General features: G+C 72.0%; 24 protein-coding genes and 1 pseudogene. 17 read left to right on the top strand and 8 right to left on the bottom strand.

Annotated elements, in window-relative coordinates:
• Positions 1-130: 130 nt before the first annotated feature.
• From ACIBAI_RS28305 to ACIBAI_RS28270, 8 genes and pseudogenes are all read left to right on the top strand, one after another.
• Positions 131-775, top strand: a complete 645-nt coding sequence (locus ACIBAI_RS28305; protein WP_399038595.1) for an HAD family hydrolase — start codon at positions 131-133, stop codon at positions 773-775.
• A gap of 151 nt (positions 776-926) precedes the next feature.
• Positions 927-1,307 (top strand): annotated as a pseudogene (locus ACIBAI_RS28300) (MFS transporter); the annotation flags it as partial.
• A complete protein-coding gene (locus ACIBAI_RS28295) occupies positions 1,261-2,433 on the top strand; it encodes an acetoin utilization protein AcuC (protein WP_399038593.1) in 1,173 nt (390 codons plus the stop codon). The pseudogene ACIBAI_RS28300 and the gene ACIBAI_RS28295, both read left to right, overlap by 47 nt.
• A gap of 121 nt (positions 2,434-2,554) precedes the next feature.
• Positions 2,555-3,370 (top strand): phosphatase, encoded by an 816-nt coding sequence (locus ACIBAI_RS28290; RefSeq protein WP_399038591.1) that lies wholly within the window; start codon positions 2,555-2,557, stop codon positions 3,368-3,370.
• 129 nt (positions 3,371-3,499) lie between these two features.
• Positions 3,500-3,715 carry a helix-turn-helix domain-containing protein gene (locus ACIBAI_RS28285; protein WP_344599735.1) on the top strand — a complete coding sequence of 72 codons (216 nt, stop codon included), beginning with the start codon at positions 3,500-3,502 and terminating at the stop codon, positions 3,713-3,715.
• Between the two features lie 155 nt (positions 3,716-3,870).
• Complete coding sequence (locus ACIBAI_RS28280; protein WP_003948845.1) at positions 3,871-3,969, top strand: 30S ribosomal protein bS22; 99 nt, start codon at positions 3,871-3,873, stop codon at positions 3,967-3,969.
• Between the two features lie 302 nt (positions 3,970-4,271).
• Complete coding sequence (locus ACIBAI_RS28275) at positions 4,272-5,333, top strand: NAD-dependent epimerase/dehydratase family protein (protein ID WP_399038589.1); 1,062 nt, start codon at positions 4,272-4,274, stop codon at positions 5,331-5,333.
• 14 nt (positions 5,334-5,347) lie between these two features.
• Positions 5,348-6,397 carry a lysophospholipid acyltransferase family protein gene (locus ACIBAI_RS28270; RefSeq protein WP_399038587.1) on the top strand — a complete coding sequence of 350 codons (1,050 nt, stop codon included), beginning with the start codon at positions 5,348-5,350 and terminating at the stop codon, positions 6,395-6,397.
• Between the two features lie 95 nt (positions 6,398-6,492).
• Here ACIBAI_RS28270 and ACIBAI_RS28265 read toward each other — a convergent pair whose 3' ends face one another.
• The 3 genes from ACIBAI_RS28265 to ACIBAI_RS28255 all read right to left on the bottom strand — a co-directional run bounded on the left by ACIBAI_RS28265 (position 6,493) and on the right by ACIBAI_RS28255 (position 10,086).
• Positions 6,493-7,725: a DUF5667 domain-containing protein gene (locus ACIBAI_RS28265; RefSeq protein ID WP_399038585.1), complete on the bottom strand. Its 1,233-nt coding sequence runs from the start codon at positions 7,723-7,725 to the stop codon at positions 6,493-6,495.
• 227 nt (positions 7,726-7,952) lie between these two features.
• Positions 7,953-8,726 (bottom strand): ECF subfamily RNA polymerase sigma factor, BldN family, encoded by a 774-nt coding sequence (locus tag ACIBAI_RS28260; protein WP_399038583.1) that lies wholly within the window; start codon positions 8,724-8,726, stop codon positions 7,953-7,955.
• A 448-nt stretch (positions 8,727-9,174) separates the two neighbouring features.
• On the bottom strand, positions 9,175-10,086 hold the full coding sequence (locus tag ACIBAI_RS28255) for an HAD-IB family hydrolase (RefSeq protein WP_344599730.1): 912 nt from the start codon (positions 10,084-10,086) through the stop codon (positions 9,175-9,177).
• A gap of 172 nt (positions 10,087-10,258) precedes the next feature.
• Here ACIBAI_RS28255 and ACIBAI_RS28250 point away from each other — a divergent pair, with 172 nt between their 5' ends.
• From ACIBAI_RS28250 to ACIBAI_RS28230, 5 genes are all read left to right on the top strand, one after another.
• Complete coding sequence (locus tag ACIBAI_RS28250) at positions 10,259-10,528, top strand: glutaredoxin family protein (protein WP_399038581.1); 270 nt, start codon at positions 10,259-10,261, stop codon at positions 10,526-10,528.
• Positions 10,529-10,876: 348 nt separating this feature from the next.
• Positions 10,877-11,638 (top strand): redox-sensing transcriptional repressor Rex, encoded by a 762-nt coding sequence (locus ACIBAI_RS28245; RefSeq protein ID WP_399038580.1) that lies wholly within the window; start codon positions 10,877-10,879, stop codon positions 11,636-11,638.
• Complete coding sequence (locus tag ACIBAI_RS28240; protein WP_399038578.1) at positions 11,635-13,335, top strand: glutamyl-tRNA reductase; 1,701 nt, start codon at positions 11,635-11,637, stop codon at positions 13,333-13,335. The genes ACIBAI_RS28245 and ACIBAI_RS28240 overlap by 4 nt, the downstream gene beginning before the upstream one ends.
• Complete coding sequence (gene hemC, locus ACIBAI_RS28235) at positions 13,332-14,327, top strand: hydroxymethylbilane synthase (RefSeq protein ID WP_399038577.1); 996 nt, start codon at positions 13,332-13,334, stop codon at positions 14,325-14,327. Before ACIBAI_RS28240 ends, hemC begins: the two co-directional genes overlap by 4 nt.
• Positions 14,324-16,030, top strand: a complete 1,707-nt coding sequence (locus ACIBAI_RS28230; protein ID WP_399038574.1) for a uroporphyrinogen-III synthase — start codon at positions 14,324-14,326, stop codon at positions 16,028-16,030. Before hemC ends, ACIBAI_RS28230 begins: the two co-directional genes overlap by 4 nt.
• A gap of 63 nt (positions 16,031-16,093) precedes the next feature.
• On the opposite strand, the gene ACIBAI_RS28225 is transcribed toward ACIBAI_RS28230, so the two are convergent.
• Positions 16,094-16,300, bottom strand: coding sequence for a DUF397 domain-containing protein (locus ACIBAI_RS28225; RefSeq protein ID WP_399038573.1), 207 nt, complete (start codon positions 16,298-16,300; stop codon positions 16,094-16,096).
• Positions 16,297-17,130 carry a helix-turn-helix transcriptional regulator gene (locus tag ACIBAI_RS28220; protein WP_399038571.1) on the bottom strand — a complete coding sequence of 278 codons (834 nt, stop codon included), beginning with the start codon at positions 17,128-17,130 and terminating at the stop codon, positions 16,297-16,299. The genes ACIBAI_RS28225 and ACIBAI_RS28220 overlap by 4 nt, the downstream gene beginning before the upstream one ends.
• A gap of 556 nt (positions 17,131-17,686) precedes the next feature.
• Here ACIBAI_RS28220 and ACIBAI_RS28215 point away from each other — a divergent pair.
• Complete coding sequence (locus tag ACIBAI_RS28215; protein ID WP_399038570.1) at positions 17,687-18,637, top strand: helix-turn-helix domain-containing protein; 951 nt, start codon at positions 17,687-17,689, stop codon at positions 18,635-18,637.
• 201 nt (positions 18,638-18,838) lie between these two features.
• Here ACIBAI_RS28215 and ACIBAI_RS28210 read toward each other — a convergent pair whose 3' ends face one another.
• On the bottom strand, positions 18,839-19,711 hold the full coding sequence (locus tag ACIBAI_RS28210; protein WP_399038568.1) for a helix-turn-helix transcriptional regulator: 873 nt from the start codon (positions 19,709-19,711) through the stop codon (positions 18,839-18,841).
• A gap of 103 nt (positions 19,712-19,814) precedes the next feature.
• Here ACIBAI_RS28210 and ACIBAI_RS28205 point away from each other — a divergent pair, with 103 nt between their 5' ends.
• Positions 19,815-21,314, top strand: a complete 1,500-nt coding sequence (locus ACIBAI_RS28205; protein ID WP_399038566.1) for an MFS transporter — start codon at positions 19,815-19,817, stop codon at positions 21,312-21,314.
• 271 nt (positions 21,315-21,585) lie between these two features.
• On the opposite strand, the gene ACIBAI_RS28200 is transcribed toward ACIBAI_RS28205, so the two are convergent.
• Positions 21,586-22,008, bottom strand: coding sequence for a MerR family transcriptional regulator (locus tag ACIBAI_RS28200; RefSeq protein WP_399038565.1), 423 nt, complete (start codon positions 22,006-22,008; stop codon positions 21,586-21,588).
• 55 nt (positions 22,009-22,063) lie between these two features.
• Between ACIBAI_RS28200 and ACIBAI_RS28195 the strand changes: the two genes are divergently transcribed.
• On the top strand, positions 22,064-23,035 hold the full coding sequence (locus tag ACIBAI_RS28195; protein ID WP_399038563.1) for an SDR family NAD(P)-dependent oxidoreductase: 972 nt from the start codon (positions 22,064-22,066) through the stop codon (positions 23,033-23,035).
• Positions 23,036-23,171: 136 nt separating this feature from the next.
• Positions 23,172-24,176, top strand: coding sequence for an IS481 family transposase (locus ACIBAI_RS28190; protein ID WP_399038561.1), 1,005 nt, complete (start codon positions 23,172-23,174; stop codon positions 24,174-24,176).
• Here the strand turns inward: ACIBAI_RS28190 and ACIBAI_RS28185 are convergent.
• The coding region (locus ACIBAI_RS28185; RefSeq protein ID WP_399038559.1) for an ALF repeat-containing protein at positions 24,173-24,539 on the bottom strand (367 nt) is incomplete at its 5' end. The genes ACIBAI_RS28190 and ACIBAI_RS28185 overlap by 4 nt on opposite strands.

Below are 24,539 nucleotides of genomic sequence, written 5' to 3'. Positions count from 1 at the left end.
GCCGATGGTACTGCAGGGGGGACCCTGTGGGAGAGTAGGACGCCGCCGAACAATTTGTGGGAAAGCCCCGCACCTTCTGGTGCGGGGCTTTCTGCATTTCCGGACCCTTCCGTTCGTCTAGTGTCGGGGCATGCGCTACGACCTGGTCATCTTCGACAACGACGGCGTTCTCGTCGACAGTGAGCCGATCTCCAACCGGCTCCTGGCCGCCTATCTGACCGAACTCGGGCATCCGACCTCCTACGAGGACTCCCTTCGCGACTACATGGGGGCCGCGATGCACCGGGTCCACGACCTGATCCGGGAGCGCACGGGGGAGCGGCTCCCCGAAAACTTCGACGACGTCTTCCACGGCCGCGTGTTCGCCGCGTTCGAGCGGGAGCTGAAGCCGGTGGACGGGGTCGTCGGAGTGCTGGAGAAGCTGGCGGCGGACGGGGTGCCGTACTGCGTGGCCTCCTCCGGAAGCCATGAGCGGATCCGGGTGGGACACCGGACGACCGGGCTGGACCGGTGGTTCGACGACGGGCGGATCTTCAGTTCCGAGGACGTGGGCCGGGGGAAGCCGGCGCCGGATCTGTTCCTGCACGCGGCCGAGCGGATGGGGGTCGCGCCCCAGCGGTGCGTCGTGGTCGAGGACAGCCCGCTCGGGGTGCAGGCGGCCGTCGCGGCGGGGATGGACGTGTACGGGTTCACCGCGATGACGCCTGCCGCGAAGCTCGCGGGAACCACCGGACTCTTCTCCGACATGCAGGAGCTGGCCGGGCTGTTGGGATGAGGAAACGTCCCGCCCCCGCGCGGAGTCGCGGCAAATCGCCTTCGGCCGGATCCCCCCGCCGGTAGTCCCGGATCCTGCGCTCGCCGTCGTGGCCGAGGTGCCGCGGCGCGGGAGGGCCTCGCCGGCGTCGGGAGCGCGGTGACCGAGCGGCTCGGGCGTCGGTGGCGGCGGTACGGGGTTCGCCGCGGTGGCGGGGCGCCCGGGACGTGGCCGGGGTACTGGAACTCGCCCCGCTGGCGCTGCGCGTGTCGGCGCCGCAGACGCTCGCGGCGGCCGGGAGGCTGTTACCGGCGGCCTCGGACGCGGCCGTCGCACGGCTCGGCGTCCTCGACCGCGTCGGGTCCCTGATCGGCTCGCCGTTGGTGGGAGCGCTGGGCGACGCGTGGAGCCGCCGCCGGCGATGCTCGCGCCGCCGGCGCCGGTGCTGGTGACGCCGGTGTGCGCCCGGTCGTTCGGGAATCGACCGGACCGATACGGTGACGGGCATGAGCGGCCGCGCACAGCTGATGTGGGACGAGGCAGTAACGGGCTACGACTTCGGGCCGGGACATCCGATGGACCCGGTCCGGCTCGCCCTGACCCGGAGACTGGTCGACGCCTTCGGGCTCGACCGGGAGGTGGAGGTGGTCGCGGCGAAGGCGGCCGGGGAGTCGACGCTGCGGCTCGTCCACCGGGAGGACTACATCGAGGCCGTGAAGGCGGCCTCCGCGGCCCCGGGGGCGGCGGACCAGTCGTACGGGCTCGGGACCCTGGACGACCCCGCCTTCGCGGGGATGCACGAGGTGTCCGCGCTGATCGCGGGGCAGTCGGTGGGGGCGGCGGAGGCGGTGTGGCACGGGCAGGCGCTGCACGCGGTGAACTTCGCGGGCGGACTGCACCACGCGATGCCGGCGGGCGCCTCGGGGTTCTGCATCTACAACGACGCCGCGCTGGCCATCGCGCGACTGCTGGAACTGGGGGCGGAGCGGGTCGCGTACGTCGACGTCGACGTGCACCACGGGGACGGGGTGCAGGCGGCGTTCTGGGAGGACCCGCGGGTGCTGACGATCTCGCTGCACGAGCATCCGCGCACGCTGTTCCCGCAGACCGGATGGCCGGAGGAGACCGGGGCGGACTCCGCGCAGGGGTCGGCGGTGAACGTGGCGCTGCCGGCGGGGACCGGGGACGAGGGGTGGCTGCGGGCCTTCCACGCCGTCGTACCGGAGCTGATCGCGGACTTCCGGCCGCAGGTGCTGGTGACGCAGCACGGGGCCGACACGCACTTCGAGGACCCGCTGGCGCACCTGGCGGTGTCGCTGGACGCGCAGCGGGCCGTGCAGGTGGCGTGCCACGGCCTGGCGCACGAGTACGCCGACGGGCGGTGGGTGGCGCTCGGCGGCGGCGGATACGCGGTGGTGGACGTCGTACCGCGGTCCTGGACGCATCTGGTGGGCATCGCGGCGGGGCGGGAGATCGCGCCGGAGGCCGTGATCCCGGCCGGGTGGCGGCAGGAGGTGTTCGCGCGGACGCGGCAGTTGGCGCCGGCCAGGATGACGGACGGGCGGTGGCCGGTGGAGTGGGCCGGCTGGGAGGACGGGTACGACCCCGCCGACCGCCTGGACCAGGCCGTGCTGGCGGCGCGGCGGGCGGCGTTCCCGCTGCGGGGACTGCTGCCGTGACCGGAGGGGGCCTGCGCGGCCGGGCGCCGCGGCGGGGCCGGCGCTCGGCGCCGTTACGCCGACCGCGCGGTGTTCGCCCGTTACCCCTCCGCGCGCCGTCCCGGTCCGCCACCATCGCTGCGTGCTCACACCCCGGGCCCTCCGCGCTCATCTCCTGGCCGCCCGGCTCGCCGGAGTGGTGGCCACGCCGCGGGAGCGGAGCCTGCGGAGCTACCGGCTGTTCGCCGCCGGGGACCCCCGCGTACTGATCGGGATCGATCCCGAGCGGCCCTGGCGGCAGCGGGACGTGATGGAACTGATGGCGGACAGGTGCGGGGTTTCGGCCGATCCACGGCACACTTCGGGCCATGATGTGATTGATCCCGCACGGACACTGGCCGCCCTGGACGCCTTCGCGGAGCGGCTCGCCGAGGCCGCCCGGCGCGGCGCCCCCGTCCTCCTGGGCACCGGCCATCCCCATCGGCTGCTCGATTTCTACGCCGCCTTGGCGGACGCGCTCTCGGCGGCGGGATGTGTCGTCCTCACCCCGGCGCAGGGTCGCTGTGTCGACATAACGACCTGGTTCGGCCTACGCACGTACAACCTCGACTACGTACGAGGAGTCGCGCTGGTGCGGGAAGCCGGCGCGGCCCGCTCCGGTGGCGGGACCGGCGCGCACACCCACAGCCCCCTCCCGGTTCGCACCGCGCTGGCCGCGGCCGCCGAGGCCGGCGGGCCCCTGCCGGAGCTGGTGATCGGAGACCACGGCTGGGTCTGCGGCGCAGGTCAGCTGGGGTTCGAGGCCATTGGGCTGGCCGATACGGACGATCCCGCGCCGTTCGTCGGGGAGGCGCAGGGAGCCGTGTCCGTCGTCGTTCCGCTTGATGACGCTGTGCGGTCCGTTTACTACCGTCCGCTTACCCGCTACGTACTCAATCGGGCGTGTCTGTCACAGTAGGACGTCGAAGGGTGCACCTCTTCCCCACTTGCATCACCCGCCCCTAGTCTGGGGAGTGAGCGCGCAACGACGAAGAGTCACCGGAAGGGGAAGCCGGTGGCCGTCGAGTGCGGAAGGTTCAGGTGTGTCATGGCTGCAGCTGGCGATCAGAGGCCTCTGAACGAGGTTCAGTTCCTTACCGTGGCGGAAGTCGCCTCGGTGATGCGAGTGTCGAAGATGACCGTGTACCGCCTGGTGCACAGCGGTCATCTGCCCGCGATCCGGGTCGGGCGTTCGTTCCGTGTCCCGGAGCAAGCGGTTCACGAGTACCTCCGCGACAGCTACGTGGGGGTGGAAACGGCCTGACGGTGGCTCGGGGAGAGGTCCTCAGGGCACGTCGGGGTCTCTCCCACCCCCTCGATTACGACCTCAGCGCTCGGGCGGGTAGGCTACCCCCTCGAAGGTCGTGTGGGCCCATGGCGCCCAAACACCGAGTGATGAGAAGTGAGCGAGGGTAAGTCGTGGGCTCTGTTATCAAGAAGCGGCGGAAGCGGATGGCCAAGAAGAAGCACCGCAAGCTGCTCAAGCGCACGCGCGTGCAGCGTCGCAACAAGAAGTAGTCGCACCCAGAGGTACGCGACGCGACGCGGCGCCGCGAGAGCGCGTCCTGTGGCCCCCCACCGCACCGGTGGGGGGCCACACGCATGTCCGGCGGCCGTACGCGCCGCACGGGCCCCGTGCGGCGCGTACGGCCGCCGTGACTCCGTCCGGTGGTACGGCCGCCGGTTTCCGGCCCCCGGCGCGGCGGGCGGTCGTCACGGCACGACACCGACCCGCTAAGTTGGCGCGCGGACGGGGAACGCGGCAGGGTACGAGCAGGGCGACCGCGAGGCCGCACCAGGGCGGAAGGAGGGCGCTGATCTTGGGCAAGGTCGTGCTCGTCACCGGAGTGGCCCGCCAGCTGGGGGGCCGGTTCGTGCGGCGGATCCAGCGTGATGCCGAGGTCGACCGGGTCGTCGCGGTCGACGCGGTCCCGCCCGAGCATCACCTGGGCGGCGCCGACTTCGTCCAGACCGACATCCGCCAGCCGACCATCGGGCGGGTGCTCGCCGAGACGGGCGCGGACACGGTCGTCCACCTGGACGTCACGGGCACGCCGCTGGGCGGCGGCAGCCGGGCCTCGGTGAAGGAGACCAACGTCATCGGCACCATGCAGCTGCTCGGCGCCTGCCAGAAGGCCCCGACCGTGAAGCGGCTCGTGGTGAAGTCCAGCACGAACGTGTACGGTTCCGCGCCCCGCGACCCGGCCGTCTTCACCGAGACGACCCCGCCCAAGTCGCTGCCCAGCGGCGGCTTCGCCAAGGACGCGGTCGAGGTCGAGGGCTATGTGCGGGGCTTCGCGCGCCGCCGGCCCGACGTGGCGGTGTGCGTGCTGCGGTTCGCCAACATCCTGGGCCCGAGCGTGGACACGCCGCTCGCCTCGTACTTCTCGCTGCCGGTCCTGCCGACGGTGTTCGGCTACGACCCGCGGCTGCAGTTCGTGCACGAGGACGACGTGATCGAGGTGCTGCGGATCACCTCCCACGAGCCGCGGCGGGGCACCCTCAACAGCGGCACCTTCAACATCGCCGGCGACGGCGTCCTGCTGCTCTCCCAGTGCTCCCGGCGCCTGGGCCGCCCCACGGTGCCGCTGCTGCTGCCCGCGGTGACGTGGACCGGCTCCCTGGTGCGTACGCTGGGAATGACGGATTTCTCCCCGGAACAGATCCGGCTGCTCACCCACGGCCGGGTCGTGGACACCACCCAGATGCGCGAGACGCTGGGATTCCGGCCGAAGTACACGACCGCGGAGACGTTCGCGGACTTCGCCCGCAGCCGAGGCCCCGGCCTGCTGCCCCCGCAGGCCCTCGAGAGGGCCGTCGACCGGATCGCCGCGCTGTCCCTGCCGGACGGCGGCCACGTCCCGACGCAGAGCGCCGACTGAGGAGCGCATCAACGATGGCGGATGCCAAGGTCATTCCGTTCGACGACGACCGGTCCCGCGGGGGCGCCGTACAGCGCCAGGCGCGGCGCCGGAGCGCGGGCGGGCGGCGCAAGGGCGCGGAGTCCGCGGAGGCGCGCGAGGTGCAGCCTCTGCCCACCCGGGGCGCTTCGCGGGATGATGTCCGTGTGACGTCCGAGGAACCGCCGGGCCGGCCGCGGGACGACGGCGGCCTGGAGCGGCGCGTCGCGAGCGGTCTGGCCTTCCTGCGCCGCCGCCTCACCGGCGACTACGAGGTCGACGACTTCGGCTACGACGCCGAGCTCACCGACCAGGTGCTGATGTCCCTGCTGCGTCCGGTGTACGAGAAGTACTTCCGGGTCGATGTGAAGGGCGTCGAGAACATCCCGGCCGAGGGCGGCGCCCTGATCGTCGCCAACCACTCCGGCACGCTGCCGCTGGACGGCCTGATGATGCAGGTCGCCGTGCACGACCACCACCCGGCGGGCCGGCACCTGCGCCTGCTGGCGGCCGACCTGGTCTTCGTGCTGCCGGTCGTCAACGAGCTCGCCCGCAAGCTCGGCCACACCCTCGCCTGCGCGGAGGACGCCGAGCGGCTCCTCACCCAGGGCGAGCTGGTCGGGGTGATGCCGGAGGGTTTCAAGGGCATCGGCAAGCCCTTCAGCGAGCGGTACAAGCTGCAGCGCTTCGGCCGCGGCGGGTTCGTCTCCACCGCTCTGCGGCAGGGCGCGCCGATCATCCCGTGCTCGATCGTCGGGGCGGAGGAGATCTACCCGATGATCGGCAACGCCAAGACCCTGGCGCGCCTGCTGGGCTTTCCGTACTTCCCGATCACGCCGACCTTCCCGTGGCTGGGGCCGCTGGGCGCGCTCCCGCTGCCCACCAAGTGGACGATCCAGTTCGGTGAGCCGATCCCCACGGACGGCTATCCGCCGGAGGCGGCCGAGGATCCGATGCTGATGTTCAACCTGACGGACCAGGTCCGGGAGCAGATCCAGCACACGCTGTACAAGTTGCTGGTGCAACGCAGGTCGGTCTTCTTCTAGTGGCTTTCCGCCGCGCGCGGCATCACGGCGACGGGGCGCCCCCTTCCCGAGGGGGCGCCCCGTCGCCGTGTGGCCGAAGCCGTCGTACGGCCGGACTAGTCCGCGTTCTCGCCGTCGATGCCCAGGCCGGGCAGGAGGCCGGGGAGGAGCGGGGGGAGCGTGACGTCGGGCTCGGTGGGCGGCGTCGTCCTGCCGCCCGTGGGGGGCGAGGCGTCGGCGGTGTTCTCGGGCGGGTCGAGCAGGCCTCCCGTGCCGCCGCCGAGCAGGCCCTCGTCGTCGCCGGGATCGGCGGAGCTGCTGGGGTCGGCGCTGCCGCTGCCGGTGCGGGCGCTGTCGGGCGGGCCGTCGGTGGCGGTGCCGGACGGGGCCGGGCGGGCGGAGCCGGACGTGCCGGTGGGGGCGGGGCCGGTGCCGTCCTGCCGGGGACCGTCGCCGTCGTCCTGTTCGGAGGTCTCGGGCAGCAGGGACCGCAGGGGGGCGACGTCCTGGTCTATGGCGTCGAACACCGACGACACCTGCTCACTGACGTCTCCGAGCTGGACGGGGAGCTTCTCGCGCAGCGCGCCCCAGGTCTGGCGGTGCGAGCTGGAGAAGGCGGAGAGGGCCTGGAGGGGGGCCAGGGAGTCGGGGTCGCGCTGGTACGCCGCGCTCAGCAGGCGGTGGCCTTCGGAGGCGTCGTGCCGCATGCCGGACAGGGCGCGGCGGACTTCGCCGAGGGATTCGTGGTCGAGGTGGCCGCCGCGGCCGCGTTCCATCAGGCGGCGGGCCTCGCTCAGCCGGGTCGACGCCTGGTCGAGGTAGGCCCGGCCGCGCTCGGCGTCCCCGTCGGCGAGGCCGAGCCTGACGTCCTCGATCCCGCGTTTGAGGCCGTAGAGCGAGTCACCGGGCAGGGCGTCCGCACTGGCGGCGGCGACTCCGCCGAAGGCTCCCGCGGCCACACCGACGCTGAGCCCGCCCGCGGTGAGTCCCTTGGCCAGCCGGGAACGCGGCCGGAGTTTTCCCAGCGGGGACGCCCGGTGGGCGCCCTGGGCCCGGCGCTGCTCGGGCACCGATGGGTCCGCCGCCTCGCCCTCCTGCAGCATGGCCTCGAACGCGGCCACCAGCCGGGCCCGCTGCACGGTCTTGACCTCGGGGTCCAGCTCGGGCCTGGGCAGCGCACCGAGGCCGGCGGCGAGGCCCAGCAGGCGCTCCTGCTCGGTCCGCTCCGCAGTGGCCTGGTCCGGCGCCGGTCTTTCGGACTGCTCGGCCGCCGTGCTCCGGTCGGACTGCTCCTCCAGAGCCTGGGCGAAGGCGTTCGCCCGCCGGTGCGCCGATACGTTCGCGATCACTGGCGGCACCTCCTCTCGTCATGACGGTCGGCTCCCCAGGGGAATCCTGAGGGTCGCACACCCTGGCCGCACGCACACGATCGAGTGGTGGGAGTCGGCCAGGGAGCGACCGCAGGGAGCCTGCATCCCGCACAACGAGCGGCGCGGTGCTTGGGTTACGGACGGCGGGCGAGCGGGCCGCGGGGCCAACGGACTTCCGCCGGGGGTGAGTTGACGTGGGCGGAGCGCTAGCGGGCGTCGTCCGGCAGGAGCCGGGCGAGGGTGCGGACGGCCCGGTACTGGAGGGTCTTGATGGCGCCCTCGTTCTTGCCCATCACGCGGGCGGTCTCGGCGACGGACAGGCCCTGGAGGAAGCGGAGCGTCACGCACTCCTGCTGCTGGGGGTTGAGCCGCCGCACGGCGTCGAGCAGGGCGGCGTTGGAGAGGGACTCCAGGACGGAGTCCTCGGGGGACCGTTCGACCTCGTTGGCGTCGAGCATCTCCCCGGTGGTCACCTCCAGTCGGAAGCGGCTGGACTTGAAGTGGTCCGCGACCAGGTTGCGGGCGATGGTGACCAGCCAGGCGCCGAAGTCGCGCCCCTGCCAGGTGAAGGTCCCGATCCGGCGCAGGGCCCGCAGGAAGGTCTCGCTCGTCAGGTCCTCGGCGGTCGCCTTCCCGCCCACCCGGTAGTAGATGTACCGGTAGACCGTGTCGCTGTACTGGTCGTAGAGGCGGCCGAAGGCGTCGGCCTCGCCGGCCTGGGCGCGCTCCACGAGGTCCATCATCCGGGCGCTGTCGCTGTCCGCGGCGGGACGGCGGGCGGCGGCGGCGCCGGCCGGGCGCCCTCGTCTGCCGACGGCGGCGCTGCCGTCGGCGAGCGCGTAGCACGGGCCGGCGGGGGCGGTGGCTGCGGCGAGGGCGGGGACGGCGTACGCGGTGGGGACGAAACCGCGCAACAGGCCCAGGACCGTTGCGCGCAGCGCAGCCAGGCCCGAGGCGTCAACCCCGACGTGTGGGTACACGGGACTCCCAGAGGCAGAGCTTCCATCACGTGCAGTGCGGGACCGTTCACCCGTCGTAGCGACGGTGGGGTACCGGTTTGCGTCTGAGGAGAATAACGCTTCGTGCAGGCGCTGCTACACCCAGTTGCTCAAATCATCGATTACGTCGCTTCCGTAACCGATTGACGCCCGATCAAGTGCTGCATGTTGATCGCTTGTTGACCGGAACGCTTCGGGTTCCGTGTGGGTACGGGCGTGTTGTGGCCGGGTGCGGGCCGGGTGGACTGACGCGGGCGCGGCGGGGGTAAGTCAGTCGGATTGGCCGGAGTCGCGCGGCGCCGTCGGCGGGCGGCGCGGGACGCGGGTTCCGCGCCCGCACGGGCCCCGGCGGGCCGTTCCGCCCGCGCCCGGCGGGTTCGCGGCCGGGAACACGGGCCTCCGGCCGGTCGGCCGGAGGCCGTCGTCGTCGCTACCGCCGCCGCCGGTGCAGCGCGATCGCCGCGGCCGTCCCCCCGGCCACCGCCCCGACGCCGGCCGCGGCCGGGATGCCGACCTTCGCGGCCTTGCGGCCCGTGCGGTAGTCCCGCAGCCGCCAGTCCATCTCCCGCGCGTACTTGCGCAGTTTCGCATCGGGGTTGATCGCGTAGGGGTGACCGACGAGCGAGAGCATCGGGATGTCGTTGTGCGAGTCGCTGTAGGCCGCGCACCGCGAGAGGTCCAGCCCCTCCGCCGCCGCCAGCGCCCGCACCGCCTCCGCCTTCGCCGGCCCGTGCAGCGGCTCGCCGACCAGTCTGCCGGTGTACACGCCGTCGACCGACTCGGCCACCGTCCCCAGCGCCCCGGTCAGCCCCAGCCGCCGCGCGATCACCTGCGCGATCTCGACCGGCGCCGCCGTCACCAGCCACACCTTCTGCCCGGCGTCCAGGTGGGCCTGCGCCAGCGCCCGGGTCCCCGGCCAGATCCGCTCGGCCATGTACTCGTCGTAGATCTCCTCGCCGATCGACTGCAGCTCGGCGACCCGGTGGCCCTTCACGATCGACAGCGCGGAGTCGCGCGCGTCCTGCATGTGCTCCGGGTCCTCGACGCCCGCCAGCCGGAACCACGCCTGCTGCCAGGCGAACCGGGCGAGGTCCCGCGTCTCGAAGAACTTCCGCTTGTACAGGCCCCGCCCGAAGTGGAACAGGGCGGCGCCCTGCATCACGGTGTTGTCCAGGTCGAAGAAGGCGGCGGCCTTGTCGTCGCCGTGGACCGGGAACTCCGGCTCCTCGCCGGAGACGTCCTGGGTGGACTTGCGGGCGGCCTCCGCCGAGGCCTCGCCTGCCAACACGCTCCGCGCCGTGGCGGAACGCCTACGGGGAGTGAGCCATCCGAGAGCGGCCATGCCCGTGAGCATAGCCAGTTTGTTCGGTGGTTCCGGAGTCGAGAGGTTCGGAGGCTGTGAACTCTCCGCGACCGGGTGGTTAAAGACGCCGCGGAGGAACCGATCCGGACGGCGCCCCTCCCGGCGGTTCCGCGGGCTTCCTCCGGTGCGCCGTCGCGCGAGAATGGCCGACATGAGTCCTCTTTTCCGTCGCAGGCCCCCTCGGGACCGGCTCGTCACCCTTGTCCGCAAGCCCGGCTGTCATCTGTGCGACGACGCGCAGGCCGTGGTGGAGAAGGTGTGCGGCGAGCTCGGCGTCCCCTGGGAGCAGAAGGACATCACCCAGGACGCCGAGCTCCACGACCGGTACTGGGAGCAGATCCCCGTCGTCCTGGTGGACGGCGAGCAGCACACCTTCTGGCGCGTCAACGAGGACCGCCTCCGCAGGGCACTGAACGACTAGGCCAAGCCGCTGACCACCGGTCCCCGGCCGCCGGGCCGGGGCGTTGACCGAGTGGTCCGGGTAGTCCGGAGTAACCCGGAAAGTCGCTTAGGATCGATGGTGAAGAGGTCGCGGGGGCGTAGATCGTGAGGAGAGTGTGCGGCTTTGCCCCCCATCTCGGAGGAACGAGGGTGCGCCCGCGCCGGTTCCGTTTCCGCGCGCCGGGGGCGCGTGACCCCGGTCACGTTGGCCGGGCAAATCGGACACCATCTTTGTGCACGCGTTCACAAAGACATAGCCTGCATTCGACGGGGCGGTCATGTAGGGACGTATGACCGCCTAGAGCCCCGCTCTACCCGCAGGAGCACCGTGGCAACTGGCCGAACACACCGACCGGCGACCCGCAGCCGAGGGATTCCCGAGGCCACCGTCGCCCGGCTTCCGCTGTACCTCCGAGCCCTCACCGCGCTGTCGGAGCGCTCGGTCCCCACGGTCTCCTCCGAGGAGCTGGCGGCCGCGGCGGGGGTCAATTCCGCGAAGCTGCGCAAGGACTTCTCGTACCTGGGTTCCTACGGGACCCGGGGTGTCGGCTACGACGTCGAGTATCTCGTGTACCAGATCTCCCGTGAACTCGGCCTGACCCAGGACTGGCCGGTTGTGATCGTAGGAATCGGCAATCTCGGCGCCGCGCTCGCCAACTACGGCGGCTTCGCCTCCCGTGGTTTCCGCGTCGCCGCGCTCATCGACGCCGACCCCGCGCTCACCGGCAAGCCGGTCGCCGGGATCCCGGTGCAGCACACCGACGACCTGGAGAAGATCATCAAGGACAACGGGGTGTCCATCGGGGTCATCGCGACCCCGGCCGGCGCCGCCCAGCAGGTCTGCGACCGGCTCGTGGCCGCGGGGGTCACCTCCATCCTGAACTTCGCGCCGACCGTGCTGAACGTGCCGGACGGCGTCGACGTGCGCAAGGTCGACCTCTCCATCGAGCTGCAGATCCTCGCCTTCCACGAGCAGCGCAAGGCCGGTGAGGAGGCCGCCGCCGAGGGCGCCGTCCCGGCCGCCGCCGCCCGCCCGGACTCCGCCGACCAGGGGCCCGACGGGGACATGCCCGCGGTGATGCCGGCATGAGTCTCCTCGTCGTCGGGCTGAGCCACCGCAGCGCCCCGGTCAGCGTGCTGGAGCGGGCCTCGCTGAACGCGGACGCCCAGAACAAGCTGCTGCAGGACACCGTGGCCGCCGAACCGGCCGCCGAGGCCGCCGTGCTCGCCACCTGCAACCGGATCGAGCTGTACGCCGACGTGGACAAGTTCCACGCCGGTGTCGCCGAGCTGTCCACGCTGCTCGCCCAGCACAGCGGGGTCGGGCTGGAGGAGCTCACCCCCCACCTCTACGTGCACTACGAGGACCGGGCCGTGCACCACCTGTTCTCGGTGGCGTGCGGGCTGGACTCCATGGTCGTCGGCGAGGGGCAGATCCTCGGCCAGATCAAGGACTCCCTCGCCCGGGCGCAGGAGCTGCACACTGCGGGCCGGCTGCTGAACGACCTGTTCCAGCAGGCCCTCAGGGTCGGCAAGCGCGCCCACTCCGAGACCGGCATCGACCGCGCCGGGCAGTCCCTGGTCACCTTCGGCCTGGAGCAGCTGGCCCGGGGCGCGGACGTGCGGGCCTGGGCCGGCGGCAAGAAGGCCCTGGTGATCGGCGCCGGTTCGATGTCGTCGCTGGCCGCGGCCACGCTGGCGCGCGCCGGGGTCGCCGAGGTGGTCATCGCCAACCGGACCTTCGACCGGGCCGAGCGTCTCGCGCGGACCCTCACCGAGGGCGACGACACCGGCGTACGGGCCCGCGCGGTGCCGATGGAGTCGGTGGCCGTCGAACTGACACGTGCCGACATCGCCGTCTCCTGCACCGGCGCGACGGGCCTCGTGCTGACGGCCGAGGCGGTCGCCGCGGCGGTGGCGGGCCGCACCGGGCAGCCGGTCGCCGAGATCGCCGACGACCGCCGTACGGCCGCGCCGGGCCAGGCCGCGCCGGCGTCTGTGACCGCGGGCGGTGACGAGGGGTGCCCGCTCGACCTGTCCGCCGTGCAGCCCGGTTTCTCCGTCATGGGGGAGGCCGCCGTGGCCGGCCTGGACGCGGCGGCGCTGGAGCAGCACGCGGCCTGGGTCGCGGGCGGCGCCGTGGACCGCCGGGAGGCCGCGCGCCGCGGTCCCGAGGCGGACGCCGAGCTGATCGGCGCGCTCGCCGCGACCGCGGCGAGCGCCGGCCGCGTCCCGGAGCTGCGCCGGCCCGAGCCGGTCGCCGAGGCGCCGCGTCCGCAGCCGGTGCTGTTCCTGCTCGACCTGGCCATGCCGCGGGACGTCGACGCGGCCGTGCACCGGCTGGCCGGGGTGCGGCTGGTGGACATCGAGTCGCTCGCCGAGGCCTCCGCCGACGCGCCGATGGCGGCCGACGTCGACCAGGTGCGGCGTATCGTCTCCGACGAGGTGGCCGCCTTCGGGGCGGCGCAGCGGGCGGCGCACATCACGCCGACCGTGGTCGCCCTGCGCACCATGGCCGCCGATGTCGTGGCGAGCGAGATCGCCCGCCTGGAGGGGCGGCTGCCCGGCCTCGACGACAAGCACCGCGCCGAGATCACGCAGACCGTCAAGCGCGTCGTGGACAAGCTGCTGCACGCGCCGACCGTCCGGGCCAAGCAGCTCGCCGCCGAGCCCGGCGGCGCCGGGTACGCGGACGCGCTGCGCACCCTGTTCGACCTCGACCCGGAGACCGTGGCCTCCGTCTCCCGCGCCGAGGACAGCACCGACAAGAACCGAGGGCCAGCATGAATGACAAGCCGCTGAGGCTCGGGACCAGGCGCAGCAAGCTCGCCATGGCCCAGTCCGGGCAGGTGGCGGACGCCGTGCGCCGGGTGACCGGGCGGCCCGTCGAACTCGTCGAGATCACCACGTACGGCGACGTCTCCCGCGCGCACCTCGCGCAGATCGGCGGCACGGGCGTGTTCGTCACCGCGCTGCGGGACGCGCTGCTGCGGGGCGAGGTCGACTTCGCGGTCCACTCGCTGAAGGACCTGCCCACCGCGCAGCCCGAGGAACTGGTCCTGGCCGCCGTGCCGGTGCGGGAGGACCCGAGGGACGTGATCGTCGCCCGGGACGGGCTGAAGCTCACCGACCTGCCGCGCGGCGCGCGCATAGGCACCGGCTCCCCGCGCCGCATGGCCCAGCTGAACGCGTACGCGCGCGGCCACGGGCTGGACATCGAGACGGTGCCGATCCGCGGCAACGTCGACACCCGGATCGGGTACGTCCGCAGCGGCGAGCTCGACGCGGTCGTCCTGGCCGCCGCCGGACTGAACCGGATCGGCCGCGGCGACGACGTGACGGACTTCCTGTCGGTCGACACGGTTCTGCCCGCCCCCGGCCAGGGGGCCCTGGCGATCGAGTGCGCCGCCGGTAACGCGGACCTGATCGCCGCGCTCGCCGAGCTCGACGACCCGTTCACGCGGGCCGCCGTGACGGCCGAGCGGTCACTGCTCGCCGCCCTGGAGGCCGGTTGCAGCGCCCCTGTGGGCGCGCTGGCCGACCTTCCCCCACTCTCGGCTCCGCTCGAGCAGGGGGACCCCCAGGCCGACCGGCAGATTGTCAAGGAAATGCGCCTGCGGGGCGTCGTCGGCACCACCGACGGCACTACGCTGGTGCAGCTGTCCACCACCGGTCCCGTGCCCCAGACGCACGACCGGGCAGTGGCGCTCGGCCGCGGACTCGCCGCCGAGATGCTCGCCCAGGGCGCGACCGGTCTGATGGGGGAGCGAGCACATTGAGCCCCACCACCCTTCCCGCCGGTCCGGAACACGGGCACGTCACCTTCCTGGGTGCCGGACCCGGAGATCCGGGACTGCTGACACTGCGCGCCGTGGAGGCGCTGGCGAACGCGGACGTCCTCGTCGCCGAGCACGAGGTGCTCGATGTCGTCCGCAAGCACGCCCGGCAGGGCGTCGCCGAAGTGCACACGGACGCGGATCCGGCCACGGACCCGGTCCCGGGCACAGGCACGCCCCAGCTGACGGTCGTCAACGGCACGTCGACCACCGCTGGAGTCCCCGCTGTGCGGGATGCCGCACATCTTGTCATGGAGGCCGCGCGGGGCGGCAGGCGGGTCGTGCGTGCGGTGTCCGGGGACCCCGGGCTGGACGCCTACGCCGCCGAGGAGATGCTGGCGTGCGCCGCCGCGGGGGTGCCCTTCGAGGTCGTCCCGGGCGTCGCCACGGCCGTCGGCGTGCCCGCGTACGCCGGTGTGCCGCTGCGGGACGCGCACGGCGCCGACGTGCGGTTCGTGGACGCCCGCACCGCCTCGGACCGCTGCTGGACCGAGGTGGGCGCCTCCGACGGCACGGTCGTCGTCTCGACGACGCTGGACGGGGTGGGCGCGGCGGCCGGTGAGCTGGTGTCCGCCGGCCGCAAGCCGGACACCCCGATGACGGTCACCGTCGCCGGCACGACGACCCGGCAGCGGACCTGGACCGCCACGCTCGGCACGATCGCGCAGACGCTGAAGCAGGCCAAGGCGCTGCCCTCGCCGGAGGGCGGGCGGCCGGTGATAGCCGTGGTCGGCGAGCGGTCCGCCGCAGCCCGGCGCGAGCAGCTGTCGTGGTTCGAGAGCAAGCCGCTGTTCGGCTGGAAGGTCCTCGTGCCGCGCACGAAGGAGCAGGCGGCGTCGCTCTCCGACCAGCTGCGCTCGTACGGGGCCGTGCCGCACGAGGTGCCGACGATCGCGGTCGAGCCGCCGCGCACGCCCCAGCAGATGGAGCGCGCGGTGAAGGGGCTGGTGACCGGCCGGTACGAGTGGATCGCCTTCACGTCGGTCAACGCCGTCAAGGCCGTGCGGGAGAAGTTCGAGGAGTACGGGCTCGACGCGCGGGCGTTCGCCGGGATCAAGGTCGCGGCGGTGGGCGAGCAGACCGCGAAGGCGCTGATCGCGTTCGGCGTGAAGCCGGACCTGGTGCCCAGCGGCGAGCAGTCGGCCGCGGGCCTGCTGGAGGACTGGCCGCCGTACGACCCGGTCTTCGACCCGATCGACCGGGTGTTCCTGCCGCGGGCGGACATCGCCACGGAGACGCTGGTCGCCGGGCTGATCGAGCTGGGCTGGGAGGTCGACGACGTCACCGCCTACCGGACCGTGCGGGCCTCGCCGCCGCCGGCGGAGACCCGGGAGGCGATCAAGGGCGGCGGCTTCGACGCCGTGCTGTTCACGTCGTCCTCCACGGTGCGGAACCTGGTCGGCATCGCCGGCAAGCCGCACAACGTGACGGTGATCGCCTGCATCGGCCCGGCCACGGCGAAGACCGCCGAGGAGCACGGGCTGCGGGTGGACGTCATGGCGCCCGAGCCGTCCGTGCACAAGCTGGCGGAGGCGCTGGCCGACTTCGGCGCGAAGCGGCGGCTGGCGGCGATCGAGGCCGGGGAGCCGGTGACGCGGCCGAGCGAGCGGCGGCCGGGGGCGCGGCGGAGGCGTACGACGACCTGAGCCGATGCGGGTGGCGGCCCCGTACCCGGGGACCGGGTGCGGGGCCGCCGCGCGTTCGTCCCCTCAGTGCCGGGCCGCGTACGGCAGGAAGGCCGTCCAGGTGGCGGGGGCGAGGGTGAGGCGGGGGCCGGTGGGGGTCTTGGAGTCGCGGACGAGGATGTGGTCGGGGACGGTTGCCACCTCGACACAGGACGGGCCGTCGTCCGAGCTGTGGCTGCTTTTTATCCACTCCAGCTCGGTACCGGCTCCGCCAGAGGGCTTGAAGGTCATGACTCTCCCAGCACTGTCTCGATGAAGGCCAGCGACTCCCGGGGCGTGAGAGCCTGCGCTCGGATGATCCCATAGCGCATGTCGAGGACCGTGGTCTCCTTGGGGTTGCAGAACACGCGGTTCGTGAGTGGTGCTTCGCCGAGCCCCACGGTTGCCCCATCCTTGAGTTTGAGCAGTCGGAAGGGGCCGCCGAGGCCCGAGTTCTCCTCACTGCCCAGAGGCAGGATCTGCAAGTCGACGTTGGGCAACCTGGCCACCTCCAGCAACCGTTGAAGCTGCCCGCGCATCACCATCCTGCCTCCGATCGGCCGCCGTAGCGTCGCCTCGCACAGCACGAAGCTGAACAGTGGCTTGGCCGTCGCGCTGCTGATGATCTCCTGGCGAGCCAGCCGCGCGGCCAGTTGCTGCTCCAACTCCTCCTCCGTGAACGGTGGCCGCCGGGAGCTGAAGACGGCCCGTGCGTAGTCTCCGGTCTGGAGGAGGCCGTCGACGACCGAGTTGTTGTAGGAGCAGATCTGTACCGCCTCGACCTCCAGGCGCTTCACGTCCCGCACCTTCTTCGGATACCGGACCTCCGCCACGTCCGTCTTCATCGCGGCGATCCGGCCGCCCGCCCCCAGCACCTCGTCCGCGCTGTCCAGGTACTCCGGGCGGGGAATGCGCCGTCCCCGCTCCACCGAGGAGACCAGGTCCTCCCCGTAGCCGATGGCCGCGCCGAACTCGGCCTGCGTGAGGCCGGCCGCCTCGCGCCACAGCTTCAGCTGCCGGGAGACCGTGCGCATCACGGCCCCGGCCTCCTCGTCCTCCAGCCCCGCGTCCCAGTCGCTCATGCCGCTCGCCCTCCCGCCGAGTCCTTCCCTGTCCAACCGGGACGCCCGTACTCAGGTCACCCCGTACAGCCCGGACAGAAACCGGACACTCCACGGACGGTCGCCGTCCGCACGGGCCGTCTTCCTTCACCAGGTACGCGCGCACGGACACGTCGAGCGACGTGAATCGTCGAACCGCTTCCGGCGACGGCCCCGCCTCGCCCGCTTGGCCGCACCGGCTCCCCGTACCGCTCCCCGCCACGCGCCGCGGCGCCCGCCGGTGACCCGCTGCCGACGCGTCCGCACCGGCGCCCGGAAACACGGGACCCGGTGGGGCGCGGGCCGGGGCCGCGGGCGGTAAAAGACCAAAGAACCGGAGGAAATAACCCTCCCAACCGACCAAACCCCGCGTACGTCACCCGGGTGGGTGAAACCGGTCGGTGCGGCTGGCGCGTCGGCGGCCCGGGCGTGCAGTCTCGCCCCCAGGCACCACCACAACCCCACACATGCATCGGCCCCCGCCGGGACGGCAATCCCAGTGCGAGGGCCTGACCATCGAGGAAGAAGGCCCTTCCCCATGGCTGAGAAGAAGCCTAGCGCCGTCGCGCGCCCGGATCAGGGTGTTCGGCGGACCGCCACCCACTCCGGTGTCACCCACGTACGGGCGTACCAGCCGGACAACTACACGATCGTCGGCAACCACCTCCTCCAGCACCGCGAGCTGTCGCTGACCGCCATCGGGCTCGCCACCCACATCCTGTCGCTGCCGGAGGGCTCCCCGGTCGACATCCGCACCCTCGCCGAGCACTTCGCGGAAGGCCGGGACCGGATCGCGTTCGCGCTGCGGGAACTGGAGGCGCACGGCTATCTGGAGCGGGTGCGCGAACGGACGGAGACGGGGCGTCTGTTCACGCGTACGTACGCCCACCACGTCCCCGGCAGGGCGAGCGGGACGGCCGGACCTCCCGCCTCCGGCCGCGTCGCCGCGCCGCGCGTCCGCGACCTCGGTCCCGCCGCCCGCCCCCCGGCGGACGGCCGGGAAACGCCTCAGGAGGACGGCCGGCCCGAAGCCCCCGCCGCGCCACCGGACCCGCCGGAGGGGGACGCCCGTCGCGGTCGGCACCACGAGCGGGCCGTCACCCTCCTCGCCGGGCTGCGCCGCACCGACGAGCGCCTCACCCTCTCCCACCGGGACGTGCACCGGCTCGCGCCCGCCGTCACCGCCTGGTTCGACGGCGGCGCCACGGCCGCCGCCGTCCACCGCGCCCTGACCACCGGCCTGCCCCCGGACATCCAGAACCCGGCCCGGCTGCTCGCCTACCGCCTCCAGGAGCGCCTGCCGCCGCCCCTGCCCCCGCGTTCCGCGCCCGCGTCGTCCGCCGCGCCGGACGACGCGGCCGCCCGCCGACCGCTTCCCTTCCAGACCTGCGACGGCTGCGAACGCGCCTTCCGCGCCGCACACCCCGGCCGCTGCCGCGACTGCCGGTCCGGGCCGCCGACGGCAGCCGAGCCGCTCCGCGCCGCCTGAACCGTCCCGGTGCCCGGCCACGGCTCGACGCGCGCTCCAGGCGGCGCGGAGCGTCCGCGACCCACCCGGCCGGACCCCGCGTCGCGGGCGTCCTCCCCGGGGGGTCGCCCGGCGGTCCGGACGGGGACTCCCAGCCGTTGCGGGCAACGACGTCGTCGACGGCAAAGCTGCGCCTGGAGCCTGTCCGATCAGGTCGGTGATTCAGTGCTGTCCGATCGACTGTGGCTCACCGGCCCGGCTGCTCTGATGGGTCAGGACTCGCAACGCGTCCGAAGAGGCTGAGTCCTTCGGGGTGTAGATCTCGACTCGGTGGTCGGGGCTGTCGGGTTGGAGCCACACCTGGTAGTCCACGCTCACGGCGCCGATGGTGGGGTGCTGCAGGTGCATGGCCCCGACGGTGCAGTCGGAGACGTCACCGGTGGCCCACATCGTGGCGAAGTCGTCGCTGCGCATGGTGAGTTCACCGATCAGTCCTGCCAGGCGGGCATCGGTGGGGTACCGGCCCGCGGTGAGTCGCAGGTAGGCGACGTGGATGCGGGCGAGCTCGTGCCAGTTGCGGTACATGTCGCGGGTGAGGGGATCGAGGAAGAACATCCGCGGGATCGACGGACGCCGTGCCGGGTCCTGCGGCGCTTCGTAGGAGATGTGCTCGGCGACGAGTGCGTGTCCGGTGCGGTTCCATGCGAGCACGTCTCCACGCCTGCCGAGAACAATCGCGGGTATGGCCTCACCGAGTGATTCCAGGAGCGTGATGACTCGCGGGTGAGGCTCCTCGCGAGGCGGTTCGCACAGGCCGGGCTTCACGGATTGCCGAGCGAGATTGTGCAGGTGGACGGTCTCCACCTGGTCGAGCCGGAGCACACGGGCGAGCGCGTCGAGAACCTGCTCCGAAGCGGTCTCGGCCTGGCCCTGTTCCAAGCGCGTGTAGTACCCCACACTCACTCCGGCGAGCTGAGCGAGCTCTTCACGCCGCAGGCCGGGGACCCGGCGAGAGGTGCCGTAGGTGCGCAGGCCGATCTCGGCCGGAGTGACCCGGTCACGGCGACTCTTCAGGAACGTTCCGAGGCTCTCCATGAGCCCGAGCCTAGGATGCCGGCCAGGCCGGTGGGTGTACCTGTCGGGTGTACCCACGGCACGGGGATGGTTGCCGACCGCGTCGCGCCGGACCGTCGACGGCATGACTCAACAGCGCGTGCACAACTCACCCGGCCCGCGGGCGTGGCTCGGGCTCGCGGTGATCCTCGGACCGGTCCTCCTCGTCTCCATGGACGGATCGATCCTGTTCCTGGCGATGCCGCGGATAAGCCAAGCCCTCTCACCGACCGCCGACCAGGCGTTGTGGATCCTGGACATCTACGGCTTCGCCGTCGGCTCCTTGCTGATCGCCTTCGGCAGCATCGGCGACCGCTACGGCCGGCTGAAGCTGCTGATGATCGGCGCGACCGTGTTCGGAGCCGGGTCCGCCGGGGCAGCGTTCGCACCGAGCCCGGAGCTTCTCGTCGCCTTCCGAGCGCTCATGGGGGTGGCCGGCGCGACCCTCCTGCCCTCGGCCCTGGCCGTGCTGAGCGAGCTGTTCCCCGACTCCCGGCGCCGGGCGCAGGCCATCGGCATCTTCGCCGCCGCGTTCGCAGCCGGGTTCGCCGTCGGCCCGATCATCGGCGGCACCCTGCTGGAGCGGTTCTGGTGGGGCTCGGTCTTCCTCGTCAACCTCCCCGTCATCGTCGTGTTTCTGCTGTTCGCGCCTGTCCTTCTCCGCGAGGTCCGCGCGACTCGGCCAGGCCGCATCGACTCGCTCAGCGTCGCGACCTCCGCCGGAGGTCTCCTGCTCACGATCCACGGTCTCAAGGACACGGCCGCAGACGGGGTGTCGGTCCTGTCGGCCGTGACGGCGCTCCTCGGCGTCGTGCTGCTGACGTGGTTCGCTCTCCGCCAGCGGCACCTCGAGCACCCGCTGATCGACTTCTCCCTGTTCCGTGACCGCGTCTTCACGATCGCGGTCATCACCGGTCTGCTGCCGCTGGCAGCGTGGTCGGCGGCGGCGTACCTGGCAGGCGTCTACCTCCAGTCCGTCCTGAACCTGAGCGTCCTGCACGCGGCACTCCTGGCGCTCCCCGGTGCGGTCGTCCTCACGGTCTCCTGCATCGTCACGCCGGCTGTCGTCGATCGCATCGGCAAGAGGGCCGCGCTCATCATCTGCCACTTCTCCATCGCGGCCGGTCTGGTGCTGTTGCTCCCCACCACGACAACAGGCGGGATCGGTTGGTACATCGCTTCGACGGCGATCACCGGCGTGGGTTACGGCATCTCCTTCAGCGTCGTCGCCGATACCGCGATCGGGGCAGTTCCCACGGAACGAGCGGGATCGGCGGGCGCGATCGCCGAGACCAGCAACGAGATCGGCAATGCCCTCGGTATCGCGATCCTCGGGTCACTCGCCGCGCTGATCTTCCGGCTCCAGGGGCCAGATCTCGCCCCCACCCTCGACGAGACCCTCCAGCTGCCCGATCTCGCGCCCGCAGCGGTCCAGGAGGCGAAGGGGGCTTTCGTCACCGGTCTGCACGTCGCTGCCGTGGTGGCCGGCGTGTTGCACGCCGTACTCGGGACCGTTGCCCTGCGCCGGCTCCCCAAGTCGGTGCCCGGCGAGCCCACGACGGACCGAGTGGAAAGCAAGGCTTGATGGCTCACGCCAACGCACCCCTGCCGGCCGAAGGCCGACGGCCGGGCAAGGACCGCCGGCGCCAAACGCGGCTACGTCTCCCTCTTCCATGGTTGACGGATTCTCCCGGCTCGCCTGCACCGAGCCACTGGCCGCAGGCGGCCAGCCACCCGCAGCGAGCCTTCGGAGTGGCGTCACCGACGTCCTGCCCTCATACACCTAGCTGTTGCGGGTCAGGACGTTGTTGACGGCATCGGCAGGCAGACAGGACGCGACTATGTCCGTCCTTGTCTCAGACTGTCGGGTCCCAGAGTCCGCCGGCCTCTCCGCGGGCAAGGTGTTCGGCGTAGACGCCGACCTTCCAGGCGATAACTGAGCGACACTCCTCCAGCGTCTGGATCTGTGCCTCGACGCGCTGCTGATGGGCGTCGAGGAGTTGCAGCCGTTCTACCTCGTTGCCCGGGCCATGCCGTACCAGCTCGGTGAACCGTTTAAGGTCGGCCAGCGGCATGCCGGATTCGCGTAGTTTGACGCAGATCAACAGCCAGTCGACATCGGCGGTGGTGTACCGGCGCCGACCGCCTGCGGTGCGTTGGACCGGTCCGACCAGCAAGCCTTCGCGCTCGTAGAAGCGCAGTGCATGCACGCTGAGTCCGGTCCGCTCGGCCACTTCGCCGATACTCAGTAGCTCCGCACGGGTTTCGACAGTCGCCATGCCGCCCAGCCTAGGACTTGATCTAGACCTTGCTCTAGTTCCTAGCGTTGTCGGCATGACCATCACTGATCAGCAGCCACTCGGCTCGCCCTTCTCTGCCACCAGCACCGCCGAGGACGTCATGGCAGCCTTCGACCTTTCCGGTGCAACCGCCGTCGTAACCGGGGGCTACTCCGGACTCGGCCTGGAAACCACCCGGGGCCTGGCGGCCGCCGGGGCCCGGGTCATCGTTCCGGCACGCCGACCCGGCCTCGCCCGCGCCGCTCTCAAGGATGTAGATGGTTGCGACGTCATCCCCATGGACCTGGCGGACCTCGACAGCGTGCGCGCCGCCGTCGCGCAGATCAATGACTCCCTCAGCAAGCTCGATCTCCTCATGGCCGTCGCCGGCGTCATGGCCACCCCTGAGCGACGCGTCGGTCCCGGCTGGGAAGGCCAGCTCGCCATTAACCACTTCGGACACTTCACCCTCGCCTGCGAGCTCTACCCGCTCCTGGCCGCCGCCGACGGTGCGCGCGTCGTCGTCAACAGCTCCGCCGGGCACACCCTGACCGACATCCGCTGGCACGACCCGCACTTTTGCACCGGCTACGATAAGTGGTTGGCCTACGGCCAGGCCAAGACCGCAAACGCCTTGTTCGCCGTGCAGCTCGATGCCCTCGGGCACAACGACGGCGTCCGGGCGTTCGCTCTCCACCCGGGCAAGATCATCACGGGCCTCCAGCGGGAGATGACTCTCCATGAGCAGATCGAACGTGGATGGGTGGACGAGCACGGCACCGTGATCGGCGCCGACTTCAAAACCCCCTCCCAAGGCGCCGCCACCGGCCTGTGGGCAGCCACCTCTCCGCTCCTCGATAGCCGCGGCGGGCTCTACCTTGAGGACTGCGACGTCGCGTGCACCTCCGCCCCCGCCGCGCCCATGGACGACGGCGGCGTCCGCGCGTACGCCATCGACTCCGGTGCAGCCGCACGGCTGTGGGACCTGTCCGTCGCGGCGACCGGCGCCACCCCAATCACGCGATGAACCCGCGCTCTGCATGCGCCGGGCTACGTGCCGCTGCGGCACTCGGCGCAGTACGGGAAGCCTTCGGCCTCATCGCGGCCGACCCGGGCCAGCTCACCCGGCGATCCGCTGTCGCCGGAGTCGGAGGAATCTAGGTATGCCGCACCGCAATGCACCTCTTACAGTCGAGGGCCGACGTCGACTCATCGAACGCTGCCGCACCCGCCCAATCGCGCACGTCGCCGCCGAGATGGGAATTTCGCGGGCATGCGCCTCGAAGTGGGTCAACCGATGGCGCCGCCACGGTGACCTCGGCCTGCTCGACCGCCCCTCGGCCCCCCGCCGCAGCCCACGTGCGACACCGGCGTGGGTGATCGAGAAGATCGAGGCCTGGCGACGGCAGGGGAAGTGGTCCGCGCAGCGGATCACTCACGAGCTGGCCGAGCTCGGTTACACGGTCAACCGCCGTACGGTCACGCGGCACTTGACCAAACTGGGCCTGGGACACCGCCGGTTCCTCGATCCCTGTGGCGACAGCAATCGGGAGCCGGGCAAGATTATCGCCCGCTGGCCCGGGCACATGGTGCACCTGGATGTGAAAAAAGTCGGTCGAATTCCCGACGGGGGCGGATGGCGCGTCCACGGTCGCGACTCGGAGCAGGCCAAAGCGGCGGGCCGAGCGAAAACGGCAGGCGCGAAGCGCGGCTACGTATACCTGCACTCCATCATCGACGGCTTCTCCCGGCTGGCCTACACCGAGCCGCTTGCCGATAAAAAGGGCGTCACGGCAGCCGCATTCCTGGCTCGGGCGAAGGTCTGGTTCGCCGCTCACGGCATCACCCACATCCACCGCATCGTCACCGACAACGGTGCCTGCTACCGCTCAGGTGACTTCGCCCGCATCGTCGGAGATCGAACCCTGCACCAGAAGACCAAGCCCTACACGCCTCGTCACAACGGGAAGGTAGAGCGTTACCAGCGGATCTTGTCCGAAGAAATCCTGTATGCCCGGGAGTTCATCAGCGAGGACGACCGCGCGGCCGCGATCAGCGTCTGGAACATCCACTACAACTACCACCGCCCGCACAGCGGAGCGGGCGGTCTACCGCCCGCATTACGGCTCAAGAGCGGTGTCACCAACGTCCAGCCCTCCTACACCTAGCCGTCGACCTCGTACCGGCCGACCTCGAGGAAGTACCGCAGCGCTTCCGGAGTGTTGTCGTCCAGGGCCGCGCCCGCCGCCGCCCGCAGGGCGTCGCTGCTGCTGGGGTCGGCGAGGATCCGGGCGATGGCGACGCGGTCGTCCTCGGCCTGGGCGAGCCGGTAGCCGGTCTCGAGCCAGGCGCGCATCTCCTCGGGGGTGCCGTCGTCGAGGAGGGCGTTGGCCTCCTGGATGACGCGCTTGCCGCTGTCGGGGTCGGCGAGGGTGCGGGCGATGGCGACGCGGTCGTCCTCGGCCTGGGCGAGCCGGTAGCCGGTCTCGAGCCAGGCGCGCATCTCCTCGGGGGTGCCGTCGTCGAGGAGG

The organism is Streptomyces sp. NPDC051041 (assembly GCF_044456065.1).
In the GTDB taxonomy this organism is placed as follows: domain Bacteria; phylum Actinomycetota; class Actinomycetes; order Streptomycetales; family Streptomycetaceae; genus Streptomyces; species Streptomyces glaucus.
Note: the sequence above shows the minus strand (reverse complement) of the source record. Positions and strands in the feature narration are given on the sequence as shown.